The following is a 23,252-nucleotide window of genomic DNA, read 5'->3' as shown; positions in this document are numbered from 1 at the left end:
AGCCTGTTATTAATGATGTTCTTTTTTATAGCGGCAGGTGCCGCTTATCCACGTTTGGTCGATAGCGCGGTCATCACCTAAAATACTCAAGGCAAAAAACACATCGTCAAAGTCCGCGTCTTCTTTTATTCTCAATTGTGTCAATTCGTCAAACCTAGGCTCAACAACGATAAAGTCAGCGGTGGTGCCTGGGTTTAAGTTGCCTATTTCATGATCAAGCGCATGAGCTACGGCCGCGCCTTGGGTCATAAGATAGAAGCCTTCTAACGGGCTGATGGGCTCGCTGCGCAATTGACTAACCTTGTATGCATCGCCGTAGGTTTTAAACATGTTAAACGTAGTGCCTGCACCCACATCGGTGGCCATGGCCACATGGACCTTGTTAGCACGCGCTGCGGTCATATCAAAAAGGCCACTTCCTAAAAACAGGTTAGATGTCGGACAGAAGGCCACCGTAGCGCCGCTTTCGCCTAAGCGTGCCCATTCGTTAGGCGTAAGGTGAATGCCATGGCCAAACACCGCACGTTCACGCACAAGGCTGTAGGTGTCATATACATCTAAATAGCCGTCCGCTTTAGGGAATAAGCTCTTCACCCATGCAATCTCGTCTAAGTTCTCAGACAAGTGTGTTTGAATGAAAACGTCGGGATACTGCTTGGCAAGTTCCCCTAATGCAGCAAGCTGCGCTTCAGTACTGGTTGGCGCAAAACGGGGCGTTAGCGCATAGCGGTTGCGGCCCTTGTTATGCCAAGCTTCGATTAATTCTGCACTGTCAGCTTGTGCTGTGTCGGCGCAGTCATTAAGCGCACTAGGGCAATTCCTGTCCATACATACTTTACCGGCCACAATTGCCATATCAATTTCGCTTGCTGCACTAAATAATGCGTGGCTACTGCTTTTATGAACCGTAGTAAAAACAAAACCTGTGGTAGTACCGTTCTTTAGCAATTGGCGTAAAAATACATTAGCAATGGTTTTAGCGTGTTCACTGTCAGCAAACTGCATTTCTGTGGGAAACGTATAGTTTTCAAGCCAGCTCAACAGCTGCTCGCCATAATGAGCTATGCTCTGTGTTTGCGGATAATGCAGGTGGCTGTCTATTAAACCTGGCAAAATCCACTTGCCTGAAAAATCTGTCACAGTGGCAGCCGGGTAGCGCTTTGCTATCTCTTCAAATGTGCCAATGTCTTTTATTTCTTTATTGTCTACTAACAAACCACCGTCTTTGAATATAGCGATGTCATTATCGAACTGTGTAGTTTGGTTAGGAAAGTGCGCAATGCTTGCACGAAAAAGCTGCATGTTTGTTAGCTGCCCCTGTAGCTGCTGAAACCGAATGGAGAGATTAGAAGTGGCACATGATAATGACCGCCATTCTCATCAAGTTCAAATGTAATATCAATGTGTGGGTAGAAACTTTTGCCATGCGTTTCTACAAGGTAAGGCTTGCAGTGAAAGCGCAGGGTATAAACGCCTGCGGCAAAACCGTCTTCAACGCCCCAGTTGTTAAAACGCCCGTCATTATCCGTTTCACCCGAAAGGGTGCTACCGTCAGGTAGTGTAAGTGTAAGGGCAATGCCTTGTGCTGGCTTACCTAATGTAGTGTCGAGTACGTGGCTAGAAAGCGTATTCATACTGTTTTCCTTAAAAACTATTCAATGCGTATTGACCATATTTTTAAAAATACGGGGGGTTAATCCAGCGCTTTGTTAATACGCAATAGGGTTATCTTTATTTGCTCTGCAGCAGCATTGGTAATCTCTTGCTGTGTGGTATTGGGTAGCCTAGCTTGTAATGCTTCTAACATAGTCTGCGCAGAAAGACCGGTGGCACAAATAATAAAGATAAACCCATGCTTGTCTAAATAGGCGTGATTGGCTTCTTTTAACTGGTGTAAAACGGCCTCGGACGCGCTGGCTGTACCCGACTGCTCGCCCGCAGCAATGGCTTTAGTATTTGCAAACTTTTTGCGCAACGAATCAACGTCACCAATCATGGGGTGTGCCGTAAAAGCTTCAAAGTAGTCGTCATCACTGCACTTGGCCCACGCGCTCTTCGCTTGATTAACAAGTGCATTCTTGTCGCTGTAGGGGCGCGCTTTTACCATTTGATAAACCCAGGTTTTCGCCGCGCAGCATTGCTCAAACCAAGAAGACGCCTCTTCAGCGCTTAGCGTATTTAATTCTTTAAGTGTCACTGGTGGTGTCCTTTTCTTTGTGAAACGCTGTAGCGGGTTTCTCACTGTCTTTGCTACTGTTGCCCGCCGTTACTTCTTTTTCATGAAGACGTTCGATAATTTGCGCAGATATAGAAACGGCAACTTCAATAGGTTGCTTGCCTGGAATATCTCGATTGCCAATAGGGGTAACTAGTCTAGCCAGCGCATTGTCGTTAAATCCGCGCTGAGTCAGCTTCGTAATAAAACGCTTCGCCTTTGTATCTGAACCAATTAACCCAACAAAGGGCAGGGAAGGCAGCTTTAACGCCTGCTCAGTAATACGATAGTCCAGTTGATGATCGTGGGTGAGTATAATTAGCCAACTGTTCTCATCAAGGTGTCTAACCTCGCTCTCTGGCGCCTCTTCCACCACTTTTTGCACGTTGGCAGGCAGTGTCGATGGAAACAAATCCTCGCGACTGTCTATCCACGAAATGCGCACAGGCAATTGGGCCAAAATAGGCACCAATGCTTTTGCAACATGACCAGCGCCAAAAATGGCAATGTGCTGCTGGTGAACATTGCACACGTCAAACAGTACCTTTACCGCTCCGCCACAGCACTGCCCTAAAGAACTGCTTAGCGGGTAGCTGTGAAGTTCAGTGCATGCTTCGCCTTTTGCAAGGTACTCTCGTGCGCGGGCAATGGCATCAAACTCAAGGTGCCCGCCGCCAATGGTATCGATGCTTTGTGAAGCGGTAACCACCATTTTACTACCGGGTTCACGCGGCGTAGAGCCTGCAGTGCCAACCACAGTCACAAGCACATAGCCTTCATTACGCGCTTGGCATTCGGCTATTCCCTCATACCAGTTTGTTGCACGAAATGATTGGGGCGCGCGAGATGACTTTGCTGCCGTGAGTGTCATAAGACACCGCCTCGACTGGACGACTGCTGCATAGCACTTACTGCATTTAACACCCGTTCTGGTGTGGCTGGTGTATCTAGCTGCGGATCAACTGTGTAGCCAGATAGGCTAGATATGGCGTCTTTAAGGGCGCACCACACTGAAATAGCCAGCATAAATGGTGGCTCGCCAACCGCTTTTGAGTGGTAAATGCTGTCTTCAGCGTTCTTTCTACCAAACAGCTTCACATTAAACTCTTTTGGCGTATCGCCAATAGCTGGAATTTTATAGGTCGCCATATTTTCACTTATCAGCTTACCCGCTTCATTCCATTTAAGGTCTTCTGTGGTAAGCCACCCCATACCTTGAATAAACGCGCCTTCTATTTGGCCAATATCAATGGCAGGGTTAAGACTGTTGCCAACATCGTGGAGTACGTTAACTTTATCTACCGTATATTCACCGGTAAGTGTATCGACAGAGACTTCGCTCATTGAGACGCCATAGGCAAAATAGAAAAACGGACGGCCTTCACCGGTGTCGCGGTTATACTGTAATTTTGGGGTTTTGTAGAAACCGCTTGAAGACAAAGATACACGAGCAAAATACGCTTGCTGCACAAGCTCGGTAAAGGTAATTTTGTGTTCATCCAATACCACGTGCTCATTAATGAATAGCACGTCGCCAGCGCGGTCCTCTAGACCTAAGCTTTTGGCAAAGCACTCGGCCAAACGGGCTTTTAGCGTAATACATGCATTTTGTACGGCTTTTCCGTTTAAGTCAGTGCCGCTTGAAGCTGCTGTTGGCGAAGTGTTAGGTACTTTGTCAGTGCGTGTTGCAGTGACTTCAATCATATCCAAATCTAGTCCAAATTCATTGGCTGCAATTTGGCCTATTTTGGTGTGAAGCCCTTGGCCCATTTCAGTACCACCATGGTTCACCTGAATACTACCATCAGTATAAATGTGCACTAAAGCGCCAGCTTGGTTTAAATGCTTCGCGGTAAATGAAATGCCAAACTTAACAGGCGTTAGCGCTAAACCTTTCTTAATCACCGGGCTTTCGCGGTTAAACGCTGCAATAGCTTCACGGCGCTGCCAATACTGAGCGGTTTCTTCTAGCTCGGCAATCATATCGGGCAGAAGGTTATGTTCTACCTTCATTCCGTAGGGGGTAAAACTACCTGTCGTGGGGCCGTATAAATTACGTTTTCTTACCGATAGGGGGTCGCTGCCAATAGCACGGGCAATTTTATCAATCATGGCTTCAGCCATAATCATACCTTGCGGTCCGCCAAAACCTCGATAAGCGGTGTGCGATACCATATTGGTTTGCAATCTGTGGCCAACAATGTCGCTATCACCTAAGAAATAACCGTTGTCCGCATGGAACATGGCTCTATCGACAATGGCGTCAGATAAATCAGGCGAGTGCCCACAAATACCATTGATTGTCATGCGGGTGGCTTCAATTTTACCTGTCTCGTCAAAGGCCACGTCGAACTCGTTTTCGAACGGGTGACGTTTGCCAGTAACATGCATATCGGTGAAGCGTGGTAAGCGAAGCTTAACCGCACATTGATTGCGCGATGCCAGTAAAGCCGCTATACAGGCCCATTGCGCGGCTTGCGTTTCTTTTCCGCCAAAGCCGCCGCCCATACGTCGCATGTCTACCATTACACGGTGCAATTTTACATCTAGCACTTCGGCAACGAGTTTTTGTACCTCACTGGGATGTTGACTAGACGTATAGATTTTCATGCGATCTTCTTCATCAGGGATCGCAAGGCTCACTTGTCCTTCTAAGTACATATGTTCCTGTCCACCAATACTGAGCGTGCCATGTGCTTGGTGGATCGCTTTTTCAAATGTACTTTCAACGCGGTCAGTATGTTGGCCAAACCGATGTAGGGGACGCACAAACGTTTGCTGCTGGTGGGCAGCTTCGGCACTAAGTATAGGTTTGGCTTCACTCACCTCTACTTTCCCTTTTAGCGCAGCTTGTCGGGCAAGGTTTACCGAAGTGGCAAGCACTGCAAATACAGGCTGACCGAAGAATTTGATTTCGCCATTAGCAAGTAACGGATCGCCTTCGAACACAGGTCCAATATCTTTATGGCCAGGCACGTCGTCAATCGTAACCACATCTACAACGCCTTCACTTTGGCGAACAGAGTCAAGATTTATCGAGTTAATCGTACCTTTTGCGCATTGGCTTACACCAACTGCAGCATAAAGAGTGCCTTGAGGTTCAATAACATCGTCAACATAGTTTGCGCTGCCTTGTACTTGGCGTGTTGCGCTCTCGTGTTTTTTAGATACATGAACGACACTTTGCTTGTCGTTTTGTTGCAGTGGATTAGGGGCATCAATTAACTTACGCATGCTGCACCACCCGTGTTTCAATTTGGTTTGCTGTTTGGTTCTCTAACCAGAAGCGATGCCACAGGTTAGCTAAAACAGTTTTACGGTATTGGGCTGTAGCGCGCACATCATCGATAGGTGAAAATGCATCGAATAAGACTTGTTTGCCCAACGTTAAACATTCGTTGCTAGCGAACTGCTTACCTTTCAAAACGTTTTCTAACGCATTGCAGGTTGACGGAACTGCTGCTACACCACCAAAGCCACTGCTAATGGCTTCTACCTTGCCGTTGTTGAGTGTGACATTAAATACGGCGCATACTGCAGAAATATCATCTTCAAATCGTTTCGATATCTTATATGCAGCTAATGCTTGATTGGGCTGTTTCAATGGTATTTCTATTGCACTTATCCATTCATCTTTCGCCAGCATGGTCTCGCGATAGCCTGTGAAGAATGTGCTAATTGGGATCATACGAACGCTCTCGCCGTTATCTAAATGCAGTATGGCATTCAACGCGAGTAGTAACGGTGGCATATCACCAATAGGGGAAGCGTTAGCCACGTTACCGCCAATGGTAGCCTGATTGCGGATAGGCAACGAGGCAAATCGGGTAACAAGCTCAGCCACTTGCGGAAATGCATTTAGTAATAAAGGTGCCGCATCATTTAGCGGTACAGCTGCACCAAGAATAAGAGAATGCTCGCTTTTGGTGCATTGTTTTAGTGCATCAATATGCGTCACACTGATAAGCGTTTCTACATCTTTTAGCTGTTGCGTGAACTGAAGGCTTAAATCCGTGCTGCCAGCGACTAGCTGTGCAGCTGGATGCGCTTGAATCAGAGTCTTCAGTTCTTCGCGAGACGTTGGCGTATGGATATTGCCCGTACCAGTGGGTTTCTCACCAGATAATGACAGTAATGTAGAAAGGGTGGCAGCTTGGCGTGCAGTGAATTGATCAACAGGTGTTTGTTCGCACACCTCCATCGTAGCATCGATAATAGGGCGGTAGCCTGTGCAGCGACATAAGTTGCCTGACAAAGCGTGCAGCACATCGTCGCGATTTGGTTTTGTATTGCTGTGATATAGGGCAAACATCGACATAATAAACCCAGGCGTGCAAAAGCCACACTGAGAACCATGGTGATCAACTAATGCCTGCTGTACAGGATGTAAGTGTTTACCATCGTTTAAATGCTCAACAAATAAAAGCTGCTTCCCATGAACTGCACTCACTAGCGTGATGCAGCTATTCACTGTTCGATAATTAAGTTCTGCAGCGCTATTTGAAGAGGCTGGTTCCACAAGTACTACGGTACATGCACCGCAGTCTCCTGCTGCACAGCCTTCTTTTGTGCCTGTTTTTTTGCGATGTTCGCGAATAAATTGTAGAAGGGTGAGGTCGGCCCGCGCTTCATTTAATTCAACGACATCGTTATTTACTAGAAAGCGAATCATACTCACACCTTCTTGTTATATTCATTCTTGTATTCATTAATATAGCTGTATTTTTTCAATAAAAGTAGACCATTTGGTCAATTTATTGCTTATAAAAAAAGGCCGAGTTCTAAAAGGCCATGATTTTGCGCAAATTTGATTGGAAAAAAAGAAGTGATACCTTTCTATTTTTCTTTTGCTAAGCACTACGTCGATTTGTTAATAAAGAATAAGGCAAGATTCGTGCAAGGTTTTGAACTATTCGCGTAATTCGTGTTTTAGTATGGTTAACACTCCCTGCATAGGGTATGTATGATCTATAAGAGCATAGCAACTCGTCGGCAATAAATGCTAACCTATCGAAAAGGCATGCAGCATTTATACTGCCCGTGCGCTTGCAAAGTAGATTGCAAAGGAATTTTAATAATAATGATGAAGGTAAAAAGTGCTGACGCTGGCGTTGGCGCTATGAACAGAAGAAAAATACTCCAAGCCGCTGAAAAATGTTTTGCACAGTTTGGCTTCAAAGGTACAGCAGTACAAAAAATTGCTGATGAAGCAGGACTTCCTAAAACCAACGTTTTGTATTATTTCAAAACAAAACAAGAGCTCTACGTAGCGGTACTAGAAGAAACCCTTTCGCTGTGGAACTCACGTTTTGATAAAGCCACAGTAGAAGATGATCCTGCCGAGGTACTCGCCAATTATATCGCCGAGAAAATGGAAGTGTCGCGAACGCATCCAATGGCCTCTAAGATCTTTGCGATGGAAATTATCAATGGTGCACAAAACTTAAGTGGCTACTTTGATGAAGAGCATGCGCTTTGGATGAAAGGGCGACTTGCGGTTATTGATGCATGGGTAAAGGCCGGCAAACTGCCACCTGTTGAAGGTGAATACTTGCTTTACACAATCTGGGCGAGTACCCAGCACTATGCTGACTTCTCTGCGCAAATAACCCGTCTACGCGGTAAAAAGATGACAAAATCAGATTTTGAAGACGCTACAAAACAAGTGGTAAAACTCGTGCTCGGTGGCTGTGGGTTATCTGTGCCAGAAAACTTCGAGGTGTAGCATGACAGAGTCTGTTTACCCGCGTGATCTGGTTGGTTACGGTCAACATGTACCTCACGCAAAGTGGCCGGGCGACGCAAAAATCGCGATTCAGTTCGTATTAAATTACGAGGAAGGTGGCGAAAATTGCGTGCTTCATGGTGACGAGGCGTCAGAAATATTCCTATCGGAAATTATCGGCGCACAAGCGTATAAAGATCGCCACCTCAGCATGGAGTCTATTTACGAATACGGCAGTCGTGCAGGGTTTTGGCGTTTACACCGTTTGCTTAATAAATACGACATTCCCGTTACTGTGTTTGGCGTCACTATGGCTATGCAACGACACCCTGACGCCGTAAAAGCCATGATGGATTCAGGTTGGGAAATCGCCAGCCACGCCATGCGCTGGGTGCATTATCAAGACATGGACGAAGAGCAAGAGCGTAAACAAATTGATGAGGCGATTATTCTTCATGAGCAGTTAACGGGCAGTAAACCTGTAGGTTGGTATACAGGAAGAACGAGTCCGAATACGCTGAAGTTGATTGCAGAGCGCGACGATATCTTATATTGCGCCGATTCATATGCTGACGACTTACCTTACTACGACTGCCATTACAGCAAGCCGTTATTGATGGTGCCGTACACATTAGACACCAATGATATGCGCTTTGCCACGCCTCAGGGCTTCAACAGTGGGGAACAGTTTTTCACCTACTTAAAAGATGCGTTTGACGTGTTGTATGAAGAAGGAGAAGAAGCGCCTAAGATGCTATCTATCGGCCTTCACAATCGTATTATAGGCAGGCCTGCTCGACTCGCCGCACTTAAGCGCTTTATCGAGTACGTTAAGTCTCATGATAAAGTATGGCTAGCGACACGAGAGCAAATTGCCCGTCACTGGTTGGAGCTTCATCCTAAAGATGGTGGTGACAAGCCGCGTACGTAGCGTTTACAGTACGCCTACTATATTTGAAGTACAGTAAAGTGAAGAGACGAGAGTGAAACAGATTGATCACTACCGCCTTCACTTAATAAAGGACAAAACCATGAAAACAAAACTAGCCATTATTGCCCTTGGGGCGCTAGTGCTGACAGCATGCTCAAAGCTGACTAAAGAAAACTACGATAACTAAGGGGCTGTTATCCTTTTCTGTGCAGTTTTGGTCTAAATGGAAGCCTTTTAATCGCGAAACAGTCCTGCAGGCCTAGTGGGCTAAGTTAAAGGGCTGTGACAAAGAGTAAAAGGCTTCCATGACGACCCCTCCGGGCAGCGCCTGTATGTCATCTATACTGCGTTGAATGTTTTCGATTTAGGCCCACTAGACCTTCAAACATCCTCCTTGTCTAGATGACATACAGACGCTGCAAAAATGCACAGAAAAGGTTAACAGCCCCTAATATGGGTATGTCTCAGGACGAAGTTGAAGCAATTCTAGGGTCAGCTGACAACTGCGGAAAAACAATGGGTACCATGGCATGTACATGGGGCAATGAAGACAGTAAGCACGTTAAAATCGTATTTATGGGTGATAAAGCCGTTACCTTCACTTACGATGGATTGAAGTAAACGTATATCTTTTTCACTTGCTTAGTTTAATAAGAAAGGTGGCATTGAAAGCCACCTTTTTTGTATCTAAAGCGTTAACTTACAGGCACGCAATAAGCGCCGTTGAATTATTTTAAATCCAATAAGTATCGTAATAAGAAAACAATCGCCAGTGCATAAGTGAGCGGTGTTACTTCTTTAAATTTTCCCGTACCTACCTTAATGCCAACATAAGTAATAAAACCAAGGGCAATGCCTTCGCTAATGCTGAATGTGAGCGGCATGGCGATAAGTGCAACAGAAGCAGTGGCTAACGCACCTAAGTCGTCGAAATCAACCTGTCGAATCGATTCCATCATTAAAATACCTACCATCAATAGCGCTGGCGTAGTGGCCATTAGCGGGATAACTTTCATTAGCGGTGTTAAAAATAGCGAGAGTAAGAAGCAGACAGAAACCACTACTGCGGTAAGCCCGGTTCTGCCGCCCGCCGATACGCCCGTAGCGGACTCCACATAGCTAGTTACTGGAGATGTACCCACTAATGCGCCAGCAATACTCGCTGATGCATCGGCTGTCATTGCTGAGCCAATTTTCGGTAGCTTGCCTTCGGGAGTAAGTAGATTGGCTTTTCGAGATACGCCGATTAAGGTGCCAATGGTATCGAACATGTTCACAAACATAAGTGCGAAAATGAGGTCCCACGTTTCAGCAAGGTGATCGATTGGGTACCAAAAGTCCATTGCCATAAAGGTGTTTGAAATAGATTCTGGCATGCCAACTACAGCAGAAGGCGTTGCAGTTAAGGTACCGTTTTCAGTGGGGATAAAAGCACCAATTAAGGTGAGTGTTACGATAGAGATTAAGATAGCGCCTGTAACGCGTTTCACCATAAGAACGATAGTAAAGATAATGCCGATGAGCGCTAACATTACTGCTGGCTCAGAAAGGTCGCCAAGCTGTACGAAGGTTGCAGGATTATCAACAATCAGCCCCGCATTTTTAAGGCCGATAAAGGCAATGAACAAACCTATGCCACACTGCACGCCGATTTTAAGAGAAGGAGGTATAGACTCGGCTATTTTGGTTCGAACTCCGGTGAGAGAAAGGAGTAAAAAGAGAATGCCGTTCCAGAAAACAATACCAAGCGCTGCTTCCCATGGAATTTCACGACCAAGACAAATGGTAAACGCGAAAAAGGCGTTCAAGCCCATACCTGGTGCCAACGCAATAGGGTAGTTAGTCATTAGCGCCATCATTAAAGTGCCAATACACGCCGCTATTGCTGTCACTGTAATTAGGCCCTCTACGGGCATGCCACTTAACCCAAGAATACCTGGGTTCACCACGAGTATATAAGACATGGCTGCGAACGTAGTAAGTCCTGCAATGATCTCTGTTCTTACTGTTGTTCCGTGTTCCTGCAGCTTAAATAGCCGTTCGATTACGTTGTTGGACATCAAGAGTTCTCTGTTAGTATTTCATTGTGTGTTTTGTGCGTTGAAAGCAATAAACTGACCAATTAGTCAACTTGTTGGTGTGTTTTGTGCTAACTTACTTTTCAGTACAATGATTAATTAATAATCATTGCGTGACTCAAAGTCACTAGCCAGGCAGCACAAAGCCAGCCAAACGGTTAGTAATCAACATAGATGAAGTCAAAAAAACCGCAAACAAAACCTAAATGAGCAATAGAACTCGTTTACAGATAGCATTAAAGATAAACTATTACGCACCAATTAAATGCCATTGCATTGTTGTGGTGCAAATAAGTGAGGGGCCATGTCGCTGTCATCAATAATTAAAAACATTCCAAAGGCCGAACTGCATCTGCATATAGAAGGTAGCTTAACGCCTGAACTTATGTGGCGCCTAGCTGAAAAGCACAGTGTATCACTTCCTTATGCTAGCGTGGAAGAGATAGAAGCGGCGTATAACTTTGAAGATCTACAAAGCTTCCTTGACTTATATTATGCAGGGGCGGGCGTGCTTCGCGATGAGGATGATTTCTTTGCTTTAATGTGGGAATACTTAACGCGGTGTTATGAGGACAATATCGTCCACACAGAAATTATGTTTGATCCGCAAACCCATACAGAGCGTGACATAGGTTTCGATATTTTCATGCCAGGCTTTTTGAAGGCGATGGAAAAAGCAAAAGATGAATACGGTATCAGTAGCTATTTAATCATGTCTTTCCTTCGCCATTTGCCAGAAGATGCTGCCTTCGATACGCTTTCTGCAGCAGAGCCCTACTACGAGCACATTACAGCGGTAGGGTTAGACAGCTCCGAACTTGGTCATCCGCCGTCAAAATTCGAACGCGTATTCAAAAAAGCCAAAGCGCTGGGATTTAAAATTGTCGCCCATGCTGGAGAAGAAGGACCGGCATCTTACATTTGGGAAGCCATCGAGCTATTGGACGTTGATCGTATTGACCACGGTGTACGCTGCCAAGAAGATGAAGCGCTTATGGACCTCTTGAAAGAAAGACAAATTCCACTCACTGTTTGCCCGTTGAGCAATCTCAAGCTTTGCGTAATTGATGACATGAAAGACCACAATATTGTCCAGCTTCTTGATGCTGGGCTTCTAGTCACGGTTAACTCTGATGATCCTACGTATTTTGGTGGCTTCTTAAATGACAATTTTGAAGCGTTGCACCAGTCGCTGGGTATTGATGAAAAAACAGTTCGTACGTTGGTAGCAAATAGCTTTAAGGCAAGTTTTTTGCCGCAGGAGCAGAAAAACCAGCTTGTTGAAAAGGTTCTTTCAGCCTAGGACCTGTTGACTTTTGGTGTACGAATTTTGGTCTAAATGGAAGCCTTTTAATCGCGAAACAGTCCTGCAAGCCTAGCGGGCTAAGTTAAAGGACTGTGACAAAGAGTAAAAGGCTTCCATAACGACCCCTTCGGGCAGCGCCTTTGTGCCATCTATACTGCGTTGAATGTTCTCGATTTAGAACCACTAAACCGTCAAACATTCGCCTTGTCTAGATGGCACACAGACCGCTGTAAAAATGTACAACAAAGGTCAACAGGCCCTAGCAAGGCGAGGAGTGGAAGATAGTCGCGTTAGCTTCTGGCGATTAATGCGAGAAGCTAATGTGATTTTACGATTTCATGACTGCAATAGTTTGCTTAATCAAACTGTCTAATTCCGTGATGTCTTGAACGATTTCGCTTAAATCGTCTTGCTTGGCTTTGTTTTCAATAGACGATGCCTTTTCCCGAATGGCATCGGCACCTACATCGCCCGACACACCTTTCATAGCATGACTGTTGAATCTAACGGCTTCAACATCTAATGCGGTCGCAGCACTTTGAAGTGCTTGTTGTTTTTGTTCTATTTGCGCGAGGAACATTTCAACAATACGGTTCAATAACCCCTCATTTCCACCCAACCTGCTTATTGCAGCATCGCGGTTCCATAATTGTTCTCGAGTGGGCGTATCGTTTGAGTTAGATGTGTCCATATGTGCCACCGTAATTGAAGCGTTATGCCAGTGTACAATACATGTTCTAATCAAGAAATAGCAAGTTTAGTGGCATAGCATACTGCGGTTTATAAACCAGCAAAACCTAGACTAAAGACTAATTTTTTTTTACGTATCTCGGGCGATACTTATTCTGATATTTGTTACATGGTGTGGAATTTCTCATGGATAATGAGACACAGAAAGTAGTCATCATTGACGATGAACCAACAACACTCTTGTTATTAGAAAGTGCAGTAGAATCTCTAGCAAAGGTTGTTACGGTCTCGCAAAGCGCGAATGCGTTTTCGGTGATAAAAGCACAACTTCCTGATTTGGTTGTTCTAGATATAAGCATGCCTGAGCTATCTGGCTTTGAGGTCTGCAAGCAGTTAAAAGCGTGTCCAGAAACGGCAGCTATTCCAGTAATCTTTGTCACTTCCCATAGCGATCCGGAAAATGAACATGTGGCATTGTCGTTAGGTGCCATAGACTTTATATCCAAGCCCATTGATATTGGGTTGTGCCAGATGCGAGTTAGAAATCATCTCACTATTCAGGACCAAAAAACGAAGCTTGCTCGTGTTAATCACGAATTAGAAGCAGAGAAAAAGCAGCTTGCTATTACTCTCAAATCAATAGCTGACGGCGTTATTTCAATTAACGCAGCAGGGGATGTAACGTTTATTAACCCGGTAGCGCAAAGGTTAACCGGTTATAGTGAAACGGAAGCCCTTGGCAAACCTATCGATGAGGTTATGAATTTAAGAGATGCCTCGACAAATGAGCGTCTTTTAAACCCCGCTCTTTACGCACTAGAAATGATGCGTCCGGTAGCTATGTCTTATAACGCCACGCTGGTAAGCCGACACAATCAAGTATTCAGGGTAGAAGATACAGCGTCGCCCATCATTGATGAGGATGGCCAGCTTTCTGGCGCGGTTATCGTTTTCCAAGATGTGTCAGAAGCCATTGAAATGGCAGTGAAGATGACACATTTAACCAATCATGATCAGCTCACGGGCTTGCCAAACCGAGTGCTGCTGCACGATAGAATTGTTCAGGCTATCACTCGTTGTTTTACCTCTAAGCAAAGCATAGCGTTATTGTTAATTGATATCGACAATTTCAAGTACCTCAATGACAGCCTTGGGCATCAAGTCGGTGATTATATTATTGCGTCTATTGCAAAGCGCCTTGCTAAGGTTGTTGGAGAAAGTGCTACGCTGGCCCGCGTGGGTGGCGATGAGTTTGCTTGCTTACTTACTGAAATTGGTTCAGGCTACAGTGCAGACAGTATTGCTATGGCGTGTTTGCAGGCGGGCAGAGAGCCCATTGATATAGACGGTAAGGCCCATCAACTTAGCTTAAGCATTGGAATTAGCCTTTATCCCCAAGATGCTGTTAATGCGGAAGAGATGATGCGCCATGCAGACTCAGCCATGTACCGCTCTAAATCAAAAGGCAAAGACACTTTCAGTTTCTTTTCAAAAGACCTGCAGCATGCCATGCATCATCGTGTGGAGATGGAGATAAAGCTTAGAAATGCTATCGAGAACGACAGTCTAGCCATTTATCTACAGCCAAAATATAACTTTGACGATAGCACAGTATTAAGTGCGGAAAGCTTAGTCAGAATGTTCGACGAAAATGGTAAAGTTATTGGACCTGATGAGTTTATCCCACTGGCAGAAGAGACTGGGCTAATACATCAGCTAGGAAAGCAAGTGTTGCAAAAAAGCTGTGAGTTTGTCGCTAAATGCAACGAATTGGGGCAAGACTTCAAAGTGGCGGTAAACGTAGCTGCTAAACAGCTTTCAAACCCAGGCTTCGCAAAAGAAGTTGCTGAAATTATCAACGAAGCGGGTATCGCCGCGTCGTCTATAGAATTGGAGGTAACAGAATCAGCCCTAATGCACGACTTTGAACAAACCAGAGATATCCTGAACGACTTGGCTTCATTGGGCGTTACTATTGCGTTGGATGATTTTGGTACGGGCTATTCAAGTCTCTCTTATTTGCGTCAGTTCCCATTGAATGTGCTTAAGATAGATCGCTCTTTCGTTATTGATATGGATAAAGAACAGCAGGCACATGATATCGTAACGGCAATAGTGCATTTAGCATTAAGCTTAGAGTTAACAATTGTTGCCGAAGGGATAGAGACCCAATCTCATTTTGCCGCGCTCAAAGCACTTGGGTGTCACTTAGGGCAGGGGTATTTTATGTGTCGCCCTATGGCGATGGCGGATTTCTTCACGAAGTTCATCGATGATTGCCAAGTAGCGTAAAGTTCACTGGACGCTGAGTAGAGTGCTAATCGATAGTCTCTTCTTTATAACCTTGTCGTTCAAACCATACCTACTTGGAAGCAAACTAGCTGACTTTTCGATACAAATTTGGATGTAAGGTGTTAGACTTGCGTAAAACGTTGTTATTACTTTGATATTGTAAAAGTAATAACAACGCATGCGAGAATGGTCACCTTGATGTAGTAATAATAAAAGTACCCGATGAATCGAAAAGAAATAAAACCCTACGCAGAGTGTAACGTACTTATTGTGGACGATGAGCCGATGAGTCGTATGCTGCTTGAATCCATCCTAGAGTCGGTGTTTACTTGTGCTACAGCCGAGTCAGGAGAAGAAGCCATATCCTACTGCGAGGCAAACCTTCCTGACCTAGTCCTGCTTGACATGAACATGCCAGACATTAGTGGGTTAGATGTTTGTAGCGCTCTAAAAGCCTCGCCTGAAACGAATCATATCCCCGTCATTTTCGTTACATCTACAATGGATATTGAGAGTGAAAATGCGTGCTGGGAAGTAGGGGCGTCAGACTTTGTCATGAAACCGGTTAACGCTTCTACGTTAACGCATCGCATCAAAACACATCTGCAAAATAAGCTTCGCACCGAATTCCTTGAAATGATGACATTTCACGATCAGCTTACGGGTTTGTACAATCGTATGTACTTAACCAACGAAATTCCGTTACTCATTAAGCAAGTTGCGAGAGACAAAGGTACGGTTGGAGCAATAATGATCGACATCGATTATTTTAAGCTTTTCAACGATACGTACGGGCATCTCGAAGGCGATATTTGTCTTCAAAAAGTGGCGCAAATTGTATCGGATACGGTTAAACGGCCGAAAGATGCCGTTATTCGCTTTGGCGGCGAAGAGTTTTTAGTCGTCCTCCCCTATATCGACCATCAGGGCACAAAGCTAGTGGCACATCAGCTTGTTGAGGCTGTCGCCAATGCAAGAATTCCGCATGGTAAAGGGATAGAAAACCGAGTATCAATAAGTGCAGGCTTTGCAGTTTGGAAAGCTACGGATGTGGTTGAAGACGATGTGGCTGCGCTTATAGAAGACGCTGACATTTCACTGTTTGAAGCAAAAGAATTAGGGCGAAACCAAGCCAAGGGCTGAGGCCACCGCCCAATATCCCATCATAAAAATAGAATTTCTAGCCTATTGTTTAATATCCCGTATTCAAATCCCAAGCTATCATTATAAATGCGGGGCCGCTCTGCACGAATCGAGCAAGGCGGCAAGAATCTTGTGGTCTTTACGCTTGGGTAGCGAACCATGGTTTATTTTGACGAACAATCGAGTTTGAATGTGAAACTGGAACACCAGTTGAAGGCATCGCTAACCAATTTGGTACAGCGAGGCTGCGATTCGTTTGGCGTGTTTCAAGGTTTACTTTTACAGCTGGACGAAGAGACAGTTAATATATTGGTTAAAGCTTCGTCGGCGTATGCACCCAACTTTAAGTCGGTCCCTTCTTTCTCTACCTGTGTGCCTGTAGACAACTGTTTCCCTGTAAACAGCGCAAAGTGTTCTACTGCATTTAAACAATGGTTTTCTACTTATTTTAATGCCGAAAAATACATTCGAGGCCGTGTTCATACCCTAGATGGAAGCCAAGTCTGCTTAGTCTTTATTAATGCGTGCCCGGAACAGTCGGTAAACCTCGACAAGCTGTCGCTGTTAGACGATTGCCTGAGCGTGATGTTGGATAAGTTTCATCTCGAAAAAGCAGAGACCAATCAAAACACGTTGTACGAAAAGTTACAAAGTGTAGCGAACATAGGCACATGGGAAGTTGATTTGACCACTAATGCACTTAGCTGGTCTTCACAAACTCGGCTTATTCACGAAGTCTCAGAAGACTTTGTACCCACATTAGAAACAGCTATCAACTTCTACAAAGAGGGGTTTGATAGAGATGAGATAAACCGCATTGTCTCCCACACGGTCGCTACGGGTGAACCGTGGAGTGCAACGCTTGAACTTGTCTCCGCCAAAGGTAATTCAGTTTGGATAGAAACCCACGGCATGGCTGAAATGAAGCACGGAAAGTGTATTCGTTTGTTTGGGACTTGCCAAAACGTAAACAAGTCGGTGCAACTTAGACTCGAATTGGATGAGAGAAGAAGAGAAGCCGAAGCTGCGTCTAAAGAACGTGGCATGTTGTTATCCCGTATAAGCCACGAATTAAAGACGCCGCTTAATGGCATTACCGGCATGCTGCAGGCGATCAAGTTCGAAAATAAAGAAAATGTGCGAATGCGCAAAGCGGACGTGGCGCTTCATAGCGCAGACCGCTTATTGTCTCTTATAAACGATGTTTTGGATTACACGTCCATTATTAACGGCGAATTCTCACTAAAATATAGCGACTTTTGTGCGCGTTCGTTGATTGAAGATATCCTAGATGTATTTAAAACAAAATGTGCAGAGAAAGGCGTAAGGCTTTACGCGGTGCTGTCTTTTGACGAAAACACTTATGTTCACGGAGATGCCGCCCGAATCAGTCAAGTCATTACAAATTTACTATCGAACGCGGTTAAATTTACGCCGAAAGGGTATATTTCGGTGCAAGTTACGTTAAAGCACCAAGGCGATGTGCCTATCTTACTTGCGTCAATTGAAGACACTGGTGTGGGCATGAGTGATGAAATATTGTCACGTATTTTTAGACCATTTCAAAACGATACCGCCAGTGCCTCTGAAGAGTTAAATGGAAACGGTTTAGGGTTGTCTATCGTCAATCAACTTGTTGGCAAAATGGATGGCGAGCTTGAAGTGCGTTCAAGCGCAGGGAAAGGCTCCTGTTTCGATATTGCTATACCTGTAGAAATGGCAGTTTTAGATAAAGAAAAGCAGAGTGACGTTGTCCTCTCTTCAGACCTGCTTAGCGTTCCTCTTAACGTTTTGGTTGTTGATGACAACGATATAAACCGTTTCGTGCTTGCATCCATGCTAGAGAAGTTTAATTACCTTCCAGATGAAGCCGAAAATGGCGAAGTGGCCGTTCAAATGGCCCGAGCTAAAAAATACGACATTATTTTTATGGATTGCGCTATGCCAGTGCTCGATGGGGTAAGTGCGACTAAGATTATTGTCCAAGAAAACTTATTGCCCAAACACGGTCGTATTGTGGCTGTAACGGCAAATACTACACCTGAAGATAAAACTAATTGTAGCAAAGCGGGCATGGCCGATTTTCTTGCCAAGCCCGTGGTACAAAATGACGTTACCCTTCAGGTGCGCCATGCACTAAATGCAAAATCAGTGACAGCGTAGAGGTTAAAGTACGTTTATTCCGCTGAAGGGGGCGTATCTTTTACGGTTTCCCAATGCGTTACAATATAGTCTGTAACCTGCGAGCCGACATTATAGGCGGCTTCTATAGCGGCTCCCATTGCTGCATATCCATCGCCAGAACTCTCTAACTTTAAGTTCTCCGCTGCGCTCAACGATGGTGGCTGCATGGTAAAATTGCTCGCCGTTCTAAGAATAAGTAAGCGGTCTTTGTTGACTAACCCTGCATTGTCCAAGTAGCTCAAGCTTTGAAGTGTTGCTGAGTCTTCCATGCCCGAGGTAACAAAATTTCCTTTGCCCTGTGTCCAGTATGCTACCCAATCGTTTGCCCACGTATTTAGTTTTTCGCCATGCCAAAAGGTAGAAGCAGATAAATGCGCACCCATAGATACATTTGGAAGTGCTTTAGCACTAGCTGAGTTGGTGTACTTGGCTCTCAGTGCATCCATCGCTTCGTTGTTTAAAAGCTTGGTGTCTTTTGTCAACGAATAGGCCCACTTTGCTAAAGGTAAGTTCAGCGCGTACACCTCGCCATTTGGGCTGTTGTTTACGTCTACAGCGTCAGCGTTTTCAAAGGGCGCATGAGTGAAGAGGGGGAAATAACCCGTACTCCACTGAGACGGAATTTCTCTAGCGTCAATTTGATGTGCTAGGTCGCCATCGACTACGTAATCGGTCCAAATTGCACTTCCAATGGTGTTATCCGCTGGGTCGACTCCCGCGATCCCTGCGACCAACCAATAGGCTTGGGATAAATCAAAGCGAGGATCAAGACCTAGTGCCATTATTGCTGCTGAAGCGCGCGCAATGCCCATTCCCATTCCCGTAACCATACCGATTACACCTGTATCAGGATTGGCGTAAATATCGTGAAAGCCATGAGGCAAAGGGTATTGGGTTGTGAGTTTCTGGCGAGCCTTCCACAATTGAAATTCACCAGGCGCGTCGCCTTCGTCGCTGCCAATTTCGAACATACTTACCACAACAACCTTCACTTTCATTGGCGGCTTAGCGTCATTGGTTTTAACACTGGCAGAATAACTACTGCTACAGAAACCCAAAAACATAGCCAATATAAGCAAAGCGTTGAAAAAGGCAGACCGTTTTTGTTTAAGCAGTGGATAAAAAGAAAGATGCATCTAGTACTCCTAAAAAAGAGCCCAGCATTATCAAACTGGGCTTCTTATCGAAAAAACTTACAGGCCTGAGAGCGTGTGTCGAACGTTCAATCTACACATGAGGCACGACCACGCTCAAAGAGTATGCGAACTTAGAATGAGTAAGTAAATTTAGCATTCCAGTGACGCGGTAGTTCAGGTAGTACAATTTGACTACCAAATAGATCAGGGAAGTTAGAGCGGAAATAACGCTCGTCAGTTAAGTTTTTAACGGTTAAGTTTAACGACCAATCTTCCGCCTGATATGACAAGCCAGCATTGACTAACGTGTAGGCTGGAAGTGTCACTGCAGCTGAGTAGCCAGACGCGACCTCATCCACATCCACAATACTCACGTTGGCAGCATAACCATTTTGGAAGTCATAGGTTGCTGTCAGCGTGTAAATATTTTCAGGAATACCGGCCTTTCGTCCGTCAGAGTTTGTTTCTCCTTCACCAACAAGGTTAAGACCTACTACGTTCCCGCCAAAAATTAACGAAGGATCATCAAGAGCAACTAAATCGTCAGCACCTAAGAACCCAAATTGGTTTCCATTGGCAAGTGCAGTTAAGTTGATAACTTCTATATTTGTATAGCCAGCAGAAACAACAAGGTTCTCATTGACTACCCAACGAAGTTCAAATTCGGTGCCTTCGTTATTGGTTGTGTTGTTGGTGACCGTATTCTGAGTATTGAAGTCGGTACGCTCTTGCTCAAAGAATGAAAGGGCAAAATAGAGTGTATCGTCAACGAGAGAACCTTTAATACCGTATTCCATCAGCTCAGAGGTGTCGAATGCACCGCCACCACCAGGTTGATTGAGTTGGCCAACACCAATCTCGGCGCCCTGGCCTGCAACAAGGGTAGCTTGCTCTGCTGCAGTGATATAAGGAATAAGGCCAAATTCAAATTCATATGAAATACTAGCGTTCCAAGACCATCCATCTACGGTTTCTTCAGCATAAACTGGTGTTTCATCTCCAGTAGCACCCAGAAGTAAATCCGTGCGCGATGTGCTTTCAATATCAATAGTGTCGTATCGTAAACCTAGTACTAAGTTTAAACCCCAGTCCCAAGTTAAATCGGTCATTGCAGCAATGCCTAAGTCTAAGTAATTACCTACGTCATAGTTGTCGTAGTTTTTACCCGAGCGGGTAGACAAAAGGCGGCGATCTAGCGCTGAAGACGGCATGGTTAGGTCGCGACGATTAAAGAACTCGTAAGTAAAGTCATCGCCGTGCTCAAAGTCGGTATAGCGTACAGATGGAGAAAATTGAAATTGCGCTAATAGTCCGTCGTTCTCATATTCTGTCGCAAAAATTAGTTTGTCTTCTATAACCCAGCTGTCATGGAATTGTGAGAAGCCATAAGCATTTTCGTTTATGTTGTCGTATGCATCATAGAAAAGCTGGTTGCGAATTTCCCAATTATCCGTGTAGTAAATGGTGTCGAAGTAGAGCGTTATGGCTTCGTTACCAAGTTGGTCATCAGGTGCTACCAAAGTTTGGCTACCACTTAAGGTCGTGGTACCTGGGTTTTGTAATGCCATTAAAGGATCGAAAAAGTCGCCTGTAACCGAATCTAATGGGACAGCTGGCGTGAAAATAAACGGTGAAATCAAGTCGGCGACTTCAGCATATTCTTCGTGACTGATTTGACCGTCGCCGTCCGTATCTAATGGTTGAGCCGTACCTGTAATATAGGTTCCGTCGTCAATTAACTCCTGAGTTAATCGGTTCCAGCCGGCCACTTGGTTACCATCGTAGTCGTGGTACATACCACCAAATTCAAAGCGAAGGTTATCGGTAATATCGATATTAAATGATGCTTGAAGTACGGTTTGATCAGTCTGGGTATTGTCGTAGTAACTGTCAGAGTTTTCTAGCTCACCGTATATGTAATAGCCCATTTCTTTACCGGCAACACTAGTCGGTCCGCCAACTTCTGCGGTTAAAATGCTCTTGTTCCACGACCCCGTTGTGTAAGACAACGCGCCTGTTGGTGCATCTAAATACTGCCCCGATGACGCACGGGCAGACTTGGGATTAAAGTTCAGATAACCACCAATTTTTGATGGGCCGTAAATAGGTGATGCCGGACCACGAACGATGTCGATTCGGCTGGACGCGCCAATAGGCGTAGGGTAGTTACCTGGGTTGTCTAAGCGCTTAACACCGCGGAAGTAAGTTTCCCCGGGCGTGCCCCGCACATCCAGAGAGCCTGCAACACCGAAGAACGACTGTGTGAATGTACCTGGTGCGAACGCGACGAGTTCATCAATGTCTGAAACGTTGAAGCGCTCCATTTGCTCTTGAGAAATCGTGGACGCTGAGCGAGGCGTTTCGAGAATAGATTTGCCAAAGCCAAAAACTGACTCAACGTCTTGGCCAGGAAGGCTCCCAAGGGATCCTGTTACCTGAATTTTTTCAACGTCTTTTTCTTTAACCTCTGTCTCTTCTTGAGCAAAAGCTTGCGACGATAGCGCGACCGCGGTAGTCATTGCAAAAGCTTTTGCTAGAGGAGATAAATTGAATGTAGTGTTTTTCATGGTTTCCTCGTTATTTTTAGTTGCCCCTTTTTAGGGTTCTTTTCACGCATTTTTATATGCGTTTTGTTATTGGCAAGAGAGTTAGCAGGATGAGTGCCAACTACTTGTCCAGTTGGTCAACTTTTAACCTTCTCTTAAGTTGCTGAATTATAGGGATAAAAATATATAATGTTGTTCTTATATTGTTATTTTTATGTAAATAAACTCAATCGCATAAATGCATGCACTTATAAGGTGATTTTTAGCGAGCTTTTGCACTAAAAAGAGCAGAGGTTACGCCCGGTTGTCCGTCTATACTTAAAATGTGTGTCGAGTGAGCTGAGTGCTTGACAACCTCATGGTTTACAACGGCTTTTTCATTGAGTGCTTTCGGCGCCCTACGGTTACCTTCTGGCTTTGGGTTGTGAATAGGCTCGTAAGCAGGGTTGTCCTGAGCAACGCCAGTGCTGCTTTCAATTTTTTGTGCACTAGCGTGTGGGGAAGCAAGGGGCTTTTTTCCAGGTAAGGTTAAATCAAGGATGACGGCGGTAAGGCCGGCCGAGGTTACTGGGGAAAGTAAGATATTTTCAAGCCATGAAGGCAATTCAGAAAGGGCTTCTGGTACCATCATTACACCAATCGCCATACCTAGCGCACACGCTGTCACCAAACTACTGCGCCTATCAAGTGCGTAGCTGGCTAATAGCTTTAAGCCACCCACGGCCACCATGGCAAACATAACCAGAGTAGCACCGCCAAGAACTGGCTTGGGAATAGCCTGCAGCACACCACCTACAATGGGGAAGAACCCAATAACAACGAATAGCGCTGCAACAAAAAAGCCGACCTTACGGCTGGCGATGCCGGTTAATTGGATAACCCCGTTATTCTGGCCAAATGTAGTATTTGGAAAGGTGTTGAACATGCCAGCAAGTAACGAATTAACGCCGTCGCCCAAAATCCCGCCTTTCACTCTTGCAAGATAAATCGGACCGCTCACAGGCTG

General features: G+C 45.1%; 19 protein-coding genes. 8 read left to right on the top strand and 11 right to left on the bottom strand.

The features are described 5' to 3' along the window. Positions 1-9 precede the first annotated feature (9 nt). From guaD to xdhA, 6 genes are read right to left on the bottom strand one after another with little or no spacing between them, the layout of a single operon-like run. Positions 10-1,302: a guanine deaminase gene (gene guaD, locus ACFI6J_RS09695; RefSeq protein ID WP_049588801.1), complete on the bottom strand. Its 1,293-nt coding sequence runs from the start codon at positions 1,300-1,302 to the stop codon at positions 10-12. A gap of 5 nt (positions 1,303-1,307) precedes the next feature. After that, positions 1,308-1,634, bottom strand: coding sequence for a hydroxyisourate hydrolase (uraH, locus tag ACFI6J_RS09690; RefSeq protein ID WP_014976192.1), 327 nt, complete (start codon positions 1,632-1,634; stop codon positions 1,308-1,310). A 59-nt stretch (positions 1,635-1,693) separates the two neighbouring features. Next, on the bottom strand, positions 1,694-2,197 hold the full coding sequence (gene uraD, locus ACFI6J_RS09685; protein WP_462555413.1) for a 2-oxo-4-hydroxy-4-carboxy-5-ureidoimidazoline decarboxylase: 504 nt from the start codon (positions 2,195-2,197) through the stop codon (positions 1,694-1,696). Further along, the gene (gene xdhC, locus ACFI6J_RS09680) at positions 2,187-3,086 is read right to left on the bottom strand and encodes a xanthine dehydrogenase accessory protein XdhC (protein WP_348671076.1); all 900 of its coding nucleotides are present in this window, start codon (positions 3,084-3,086) and stop codon (positions 2,187-2,189) included. The genes uraD and xdhC overlap by 11 nt, the downstream gene beginning before the upstream one ends. Beyond that, complete coding sequence (gene xdhB, locus ACFI6J_RS09675; protein WP_348671075.1) at positions 3,083-5,449, bottom strand: xanthine dehydrogenase molybdopterin binding subunit; 2,367 nt, start codon at positions 5,447-5,449, stop codon at positions 3,083-3,085. The genes xdhC and xdhB overlap by 4 nt, the downstream gene beginning before the upstream one ends. Next, a complete protein-coding gene (xdhA, locus tag ACFI6J_RS09670; protein WP_348671074.1) occupies positions 5,442-6,887 on the bottom strand; it encodes a xanthine dehydrogenase small subunit in 1,446 nt (481 codons plus the stop codon). The genes xdhB and xdhA overlap by 8 nt, the downstream gene beginning before the upstream one ends. 408 nt (positions 6,888-7,295) lie before the next feature. Here xdhA and ACFI6J_RS09665 point away from each other — a divergent pair, with 408 nt between their 5' ends. From ACFI6J_RS09665 to ACFI6J_RS09650, 4 genes are all read left to right on the top strand, one after another. Then, positions 7,296-7,940 carry a TetR/AcrR family transcriptional regulator gene (locus ACFI6J_RS09665; RefSeq protein ID WP_014949073.1) on the top strand — a complete coding sequence of 215 codons (645 nt, stop codon included), beginning with the start codon at positions 7,296-7,298 and terminating at the stop codon, positions 7,938-7,940. A gap of 1 nt (position 7,941) precedes the next feature. Continuing rightward, entirely contained in the window at positions 7,942-8,871 is a 930-nt protein-coding gene (gene puuE / locus ACFI6J_RS09660) for an allantoinase PuuE (protein WP_075176335.1), read from the top strand. A 52-nt stretch (positions 8,872-8,923) separates the two neighbouring features. Beyond that, the gene (locus tag ACFI6J_RS09655) at positions 8,924-9,058 is read left to right on the top strand and encodes a hypothetical protein (RefSeq protein WP_348671073.1); all 135 of its coding nucleotides are present in this window, start codon (positions 8,924-8,926) and stop codon (positions 9,056-9,058) included. Positions 9,059-9,273: 215 nt separating this feature from the next. After that, positions 9,274-9,492, top strand: a complete 219-nt coding sequence (locus ACFI6J_RS09650) for a hypothetical protein (RefSeq protein ID WP_049588807.1) — start codon at positions 9,274-9,276, stop codon at positions 9,490-9,492. A gap of 107 nt (positions 9,493-9,599) precedes the next feature. Here the strand turns inward: ACFI6J_RS09650 and ACFI6J_RS09645 are convergent, their stop codons facing one another. Then, entirely contained in the window at positions 9,600-10,931 is a 1,332-nt protein-coding gene (locus ACFI6J_RS09645; RefSeq protein ID WP_014949076.1) for an NCS2 family permease, read from the bottom strand. Positions 10,932-11,253: 322 nt separating this feature from the next. On the opposite strand from ACFI6J_RS09645, the gene ACFI6J_RS09640 reads away from it, so the two are divergent. After that, positions 11,254-12,252, top strand: coding sequence for an adenosine deaminase (locus ACFI6J_RS09640; RefSeq protein WP_462555418.1), 999 nt, complete (start codon positions 11,254-11,256; stop codon positions 12,250-12,252). A gap of 331 nt (positions 12,253-12,583) precedes the next feature. Here ACFI6J_RS09640 and ACFI6J_RS09635 read toward each other — a convergent pair whose 3' ends face one another. Further along, positions 12,584-12,946, bottom strand: coding sequence for an Hpt domain-containing protein (locus ACFI6J_RS09635; RefSeq protein WP_239246132.1), 363 nt, complete (start codon positions 12,944-12,946; stop codon positions 12,584-12,586). Between the two features lie 185 nt (positions 12,947-13,131). Between ACFI6J_RS09635 and ACFI6J_RS09630 the strand changes: the two genes are divergently transcribed. The 3 genes from ACFI6J_RS09630 (at position 13,132) to ACFI6J_RS09620 (ending at position 18,543) form a co-directional block, all read left to right on the top strand. Further along, positions 13,132-15,237 carry an EAL domain-containing protein gene (locus tag ACFI6J_RS09630; protein WP_348670665.1) on the top strand — a complete coding sequence of 702 codons (2,106 nt, stop codon included), beginning with the start codon at positions 13,132-13,134 and terminating at the stop codon, positions 15,235-15,237. Positions 15,238-15,459: 222 nt separating this feature from the next. Further along, positions 15,460-16,380: a diguanylate cyclase gene (locus ACFI6J_RS09625; protein WP_039227189.1), complete on the top strand. Its 921-nt coding sequence runs from the start codon at positions 15,460-15,462 to the stop codon at positions 16,378-16,380. A 159-nt stretch (positions 16,381-16,539) separates the two neighbouring features. Next, positions 16,540-18,543, top strand: a complete 2,004-nt coding sequence (locus tag ACFI6J_RS09620; RefSeq protein ID WP_348670664.1) for an ATP-binding protein — start codon at positions 16,540-16,542, stop codon at positions 18,541-18,543. Positions 18,544-18,557: 14 nt separating this feature from the next. Here ACFI6J_RS09620 and ACFI6J_RS09615 read toward each other — a convergent pair whose 3' ends face one another. The 3 genes from ACFI6J_RS09615 to ACFI6J_RS09605 form a co-directional block, all read right to left on the bottom strand. Beyond that, entirely contained in the window at positions 18,558-19,700 is a 1,143-nt protein-coding gene (locus ACFI6J_RS09615) for a purine nucleoside permease (RefSeq protein WP_462555422.1), read from the bottom strand. 131 nt (positions 19,701-19,831) lie between these two features. Next, the gene (locus ACFI6J_RS09610; RefSeq protein ID WP_348670662.1) at positions 19,832-22,267 is read right to left on the bottom strand and encodes a TonB-dependent receptor; all 2,436 of its coding nucleotides are present in this window, start codon (positions 22,265-22,267) and stop codon (positions 19,832-19,834) included. Positions 22,268-22,508: 241 nt separating this feature from the next. Continuing rightward, positions 22,509-23,252 (bottom strand): uracil-xanthine permease family protein (locus ACFI6J_RS09605; protein ID WP_462586068.1); only part of this gene is annotated, 744 nt, incomplete at its 5' end.

It is taken from the genome of Alteromonas sp. G4i13 (genome assembly GCF_054960505.1).
Note: the sequence above shows the minus strand (reverse complement) of the source record. Positions and strands in the feature narration are given on the sequence as shown.

What these genes read in the sequence shown, in the direction of transcription:
- puuE (WP_075176335.1), top strand. Translation starts at nt 7,942, where the DNA reads ATGACAGAGTCTGTTTACCCGCGTGATCTGGTTGGTTACGGTCAACAT.
- ACFI6J_RS09610 (WP_348670662.1), bottom strand. Translation starts at nt 22,267, where the DNA reads ATGAAAAACACTACATTCAATTTATCTCCTCTAGCAAAAGCTTTTGCA.
- ACFI6J_RS09615 (WP_462555422.1), bottom strand. Translation starts at nt 19,700, where the DNA reads ATGCATCTTTCTTTTTATCCACTGCTTAAACAAAAACGGTCTGCCTTT.
- ACFI6J_RS09650 (WP_049588807.1), top strand. Translation starts at nt 9,274, where the DNA reads ATGACATACAGACGCTGCAAAAATGCACAGAAAAGGTTAACAGCCCCT.
- ACFI6J_RS09620 (WP_348670664.1), top strand. Translation starts at nt 16,540, where the DNA reads ATGGTTTATTTTGACGAACAATCGAGTTTGAATGTGAAACTGGAACAC.
- xdhB (WP_348671075.1), bottom strand. Translation starts at nt 5,449, where the DNA reads ATGCGTAAGTTAATTGATGCCCCTAATCCACTGCAACAAAACGACAAG.
- ACFI6J_RS09635 (WP_239246132.1), bottom strand. Translation starts at nt 12,946, where the DNA reads ATGGACACATCTAACTCAAACGATACGCCCACTCGAGAACAATTATGG.
- guaD (WP_049588801.1), bottom strand. Translation starts at nt 1,302, where the DNA reads ATGCAGCTTTTTCGTGCAAGCATTGCGCACTTTCCTAACCAAACTACA.
- uraH (WP_014976192.1), bottom strand. Translation starts at nt 1,634, where the DNA reads ATGAATACGCTTTCTAGCCACGTACTCGACACTACATTAGGTAAGCCA.
- ACFI6J_RS09630 (WP_348670665.1), top strand. Translation starts at nt 13,132, where the DNA reads ATGGATAATGAGACACAGAAAGTAGTCATCATTGACGATGAACCAACA.
- xdhA (WP_348671074.1), bottom strand. Translation starts at nt 6,887, where the DNA reads ATGATTCGCTTTCTAGTAAATAACGATGTCGTTGAATTAAATGAAGCG.
- ACFI6J_RS09625 (WP_039227189.1), top strand. Translation starts at nt 15,460, where the DNA reads ATGAATCGAAAAGAAATAAAACCCTACGCAGAGTGTAACGTACTTATT.
- ACFI6J_RS09640 (WP_462555418.1), top strand. Translation starts at nt 11,254, where the DNA reads ATGTCGCTGTCATCAATAATTAAAAACATTCCAAAGGCCGAACTGCAT.
- ACFI6J_RS09665 (WP_014949073.1), top strand. Translation starts at nt 7,296, where the DNA reads ATGATGAAGGTAAAAAGTGCTGACGCTGGCGTTGGCGCTATGAACAGA.
- xdhC (WP_348671076.1), bottom strand. Translation starts at nt 3,086, where the DNA reads ATGACACTCACGGCAGCAAAGTCATCTCGCGCGCCCCAATCATTTCGT.
- ACFI6J_RS09645 (WP_014949076.1), bottom strand. Translation starts at nt 10,931, where the DNA reads ATGTCCAACAACGTAATCGAACGGCTATTTAAGCTGCAGGAACACGGA.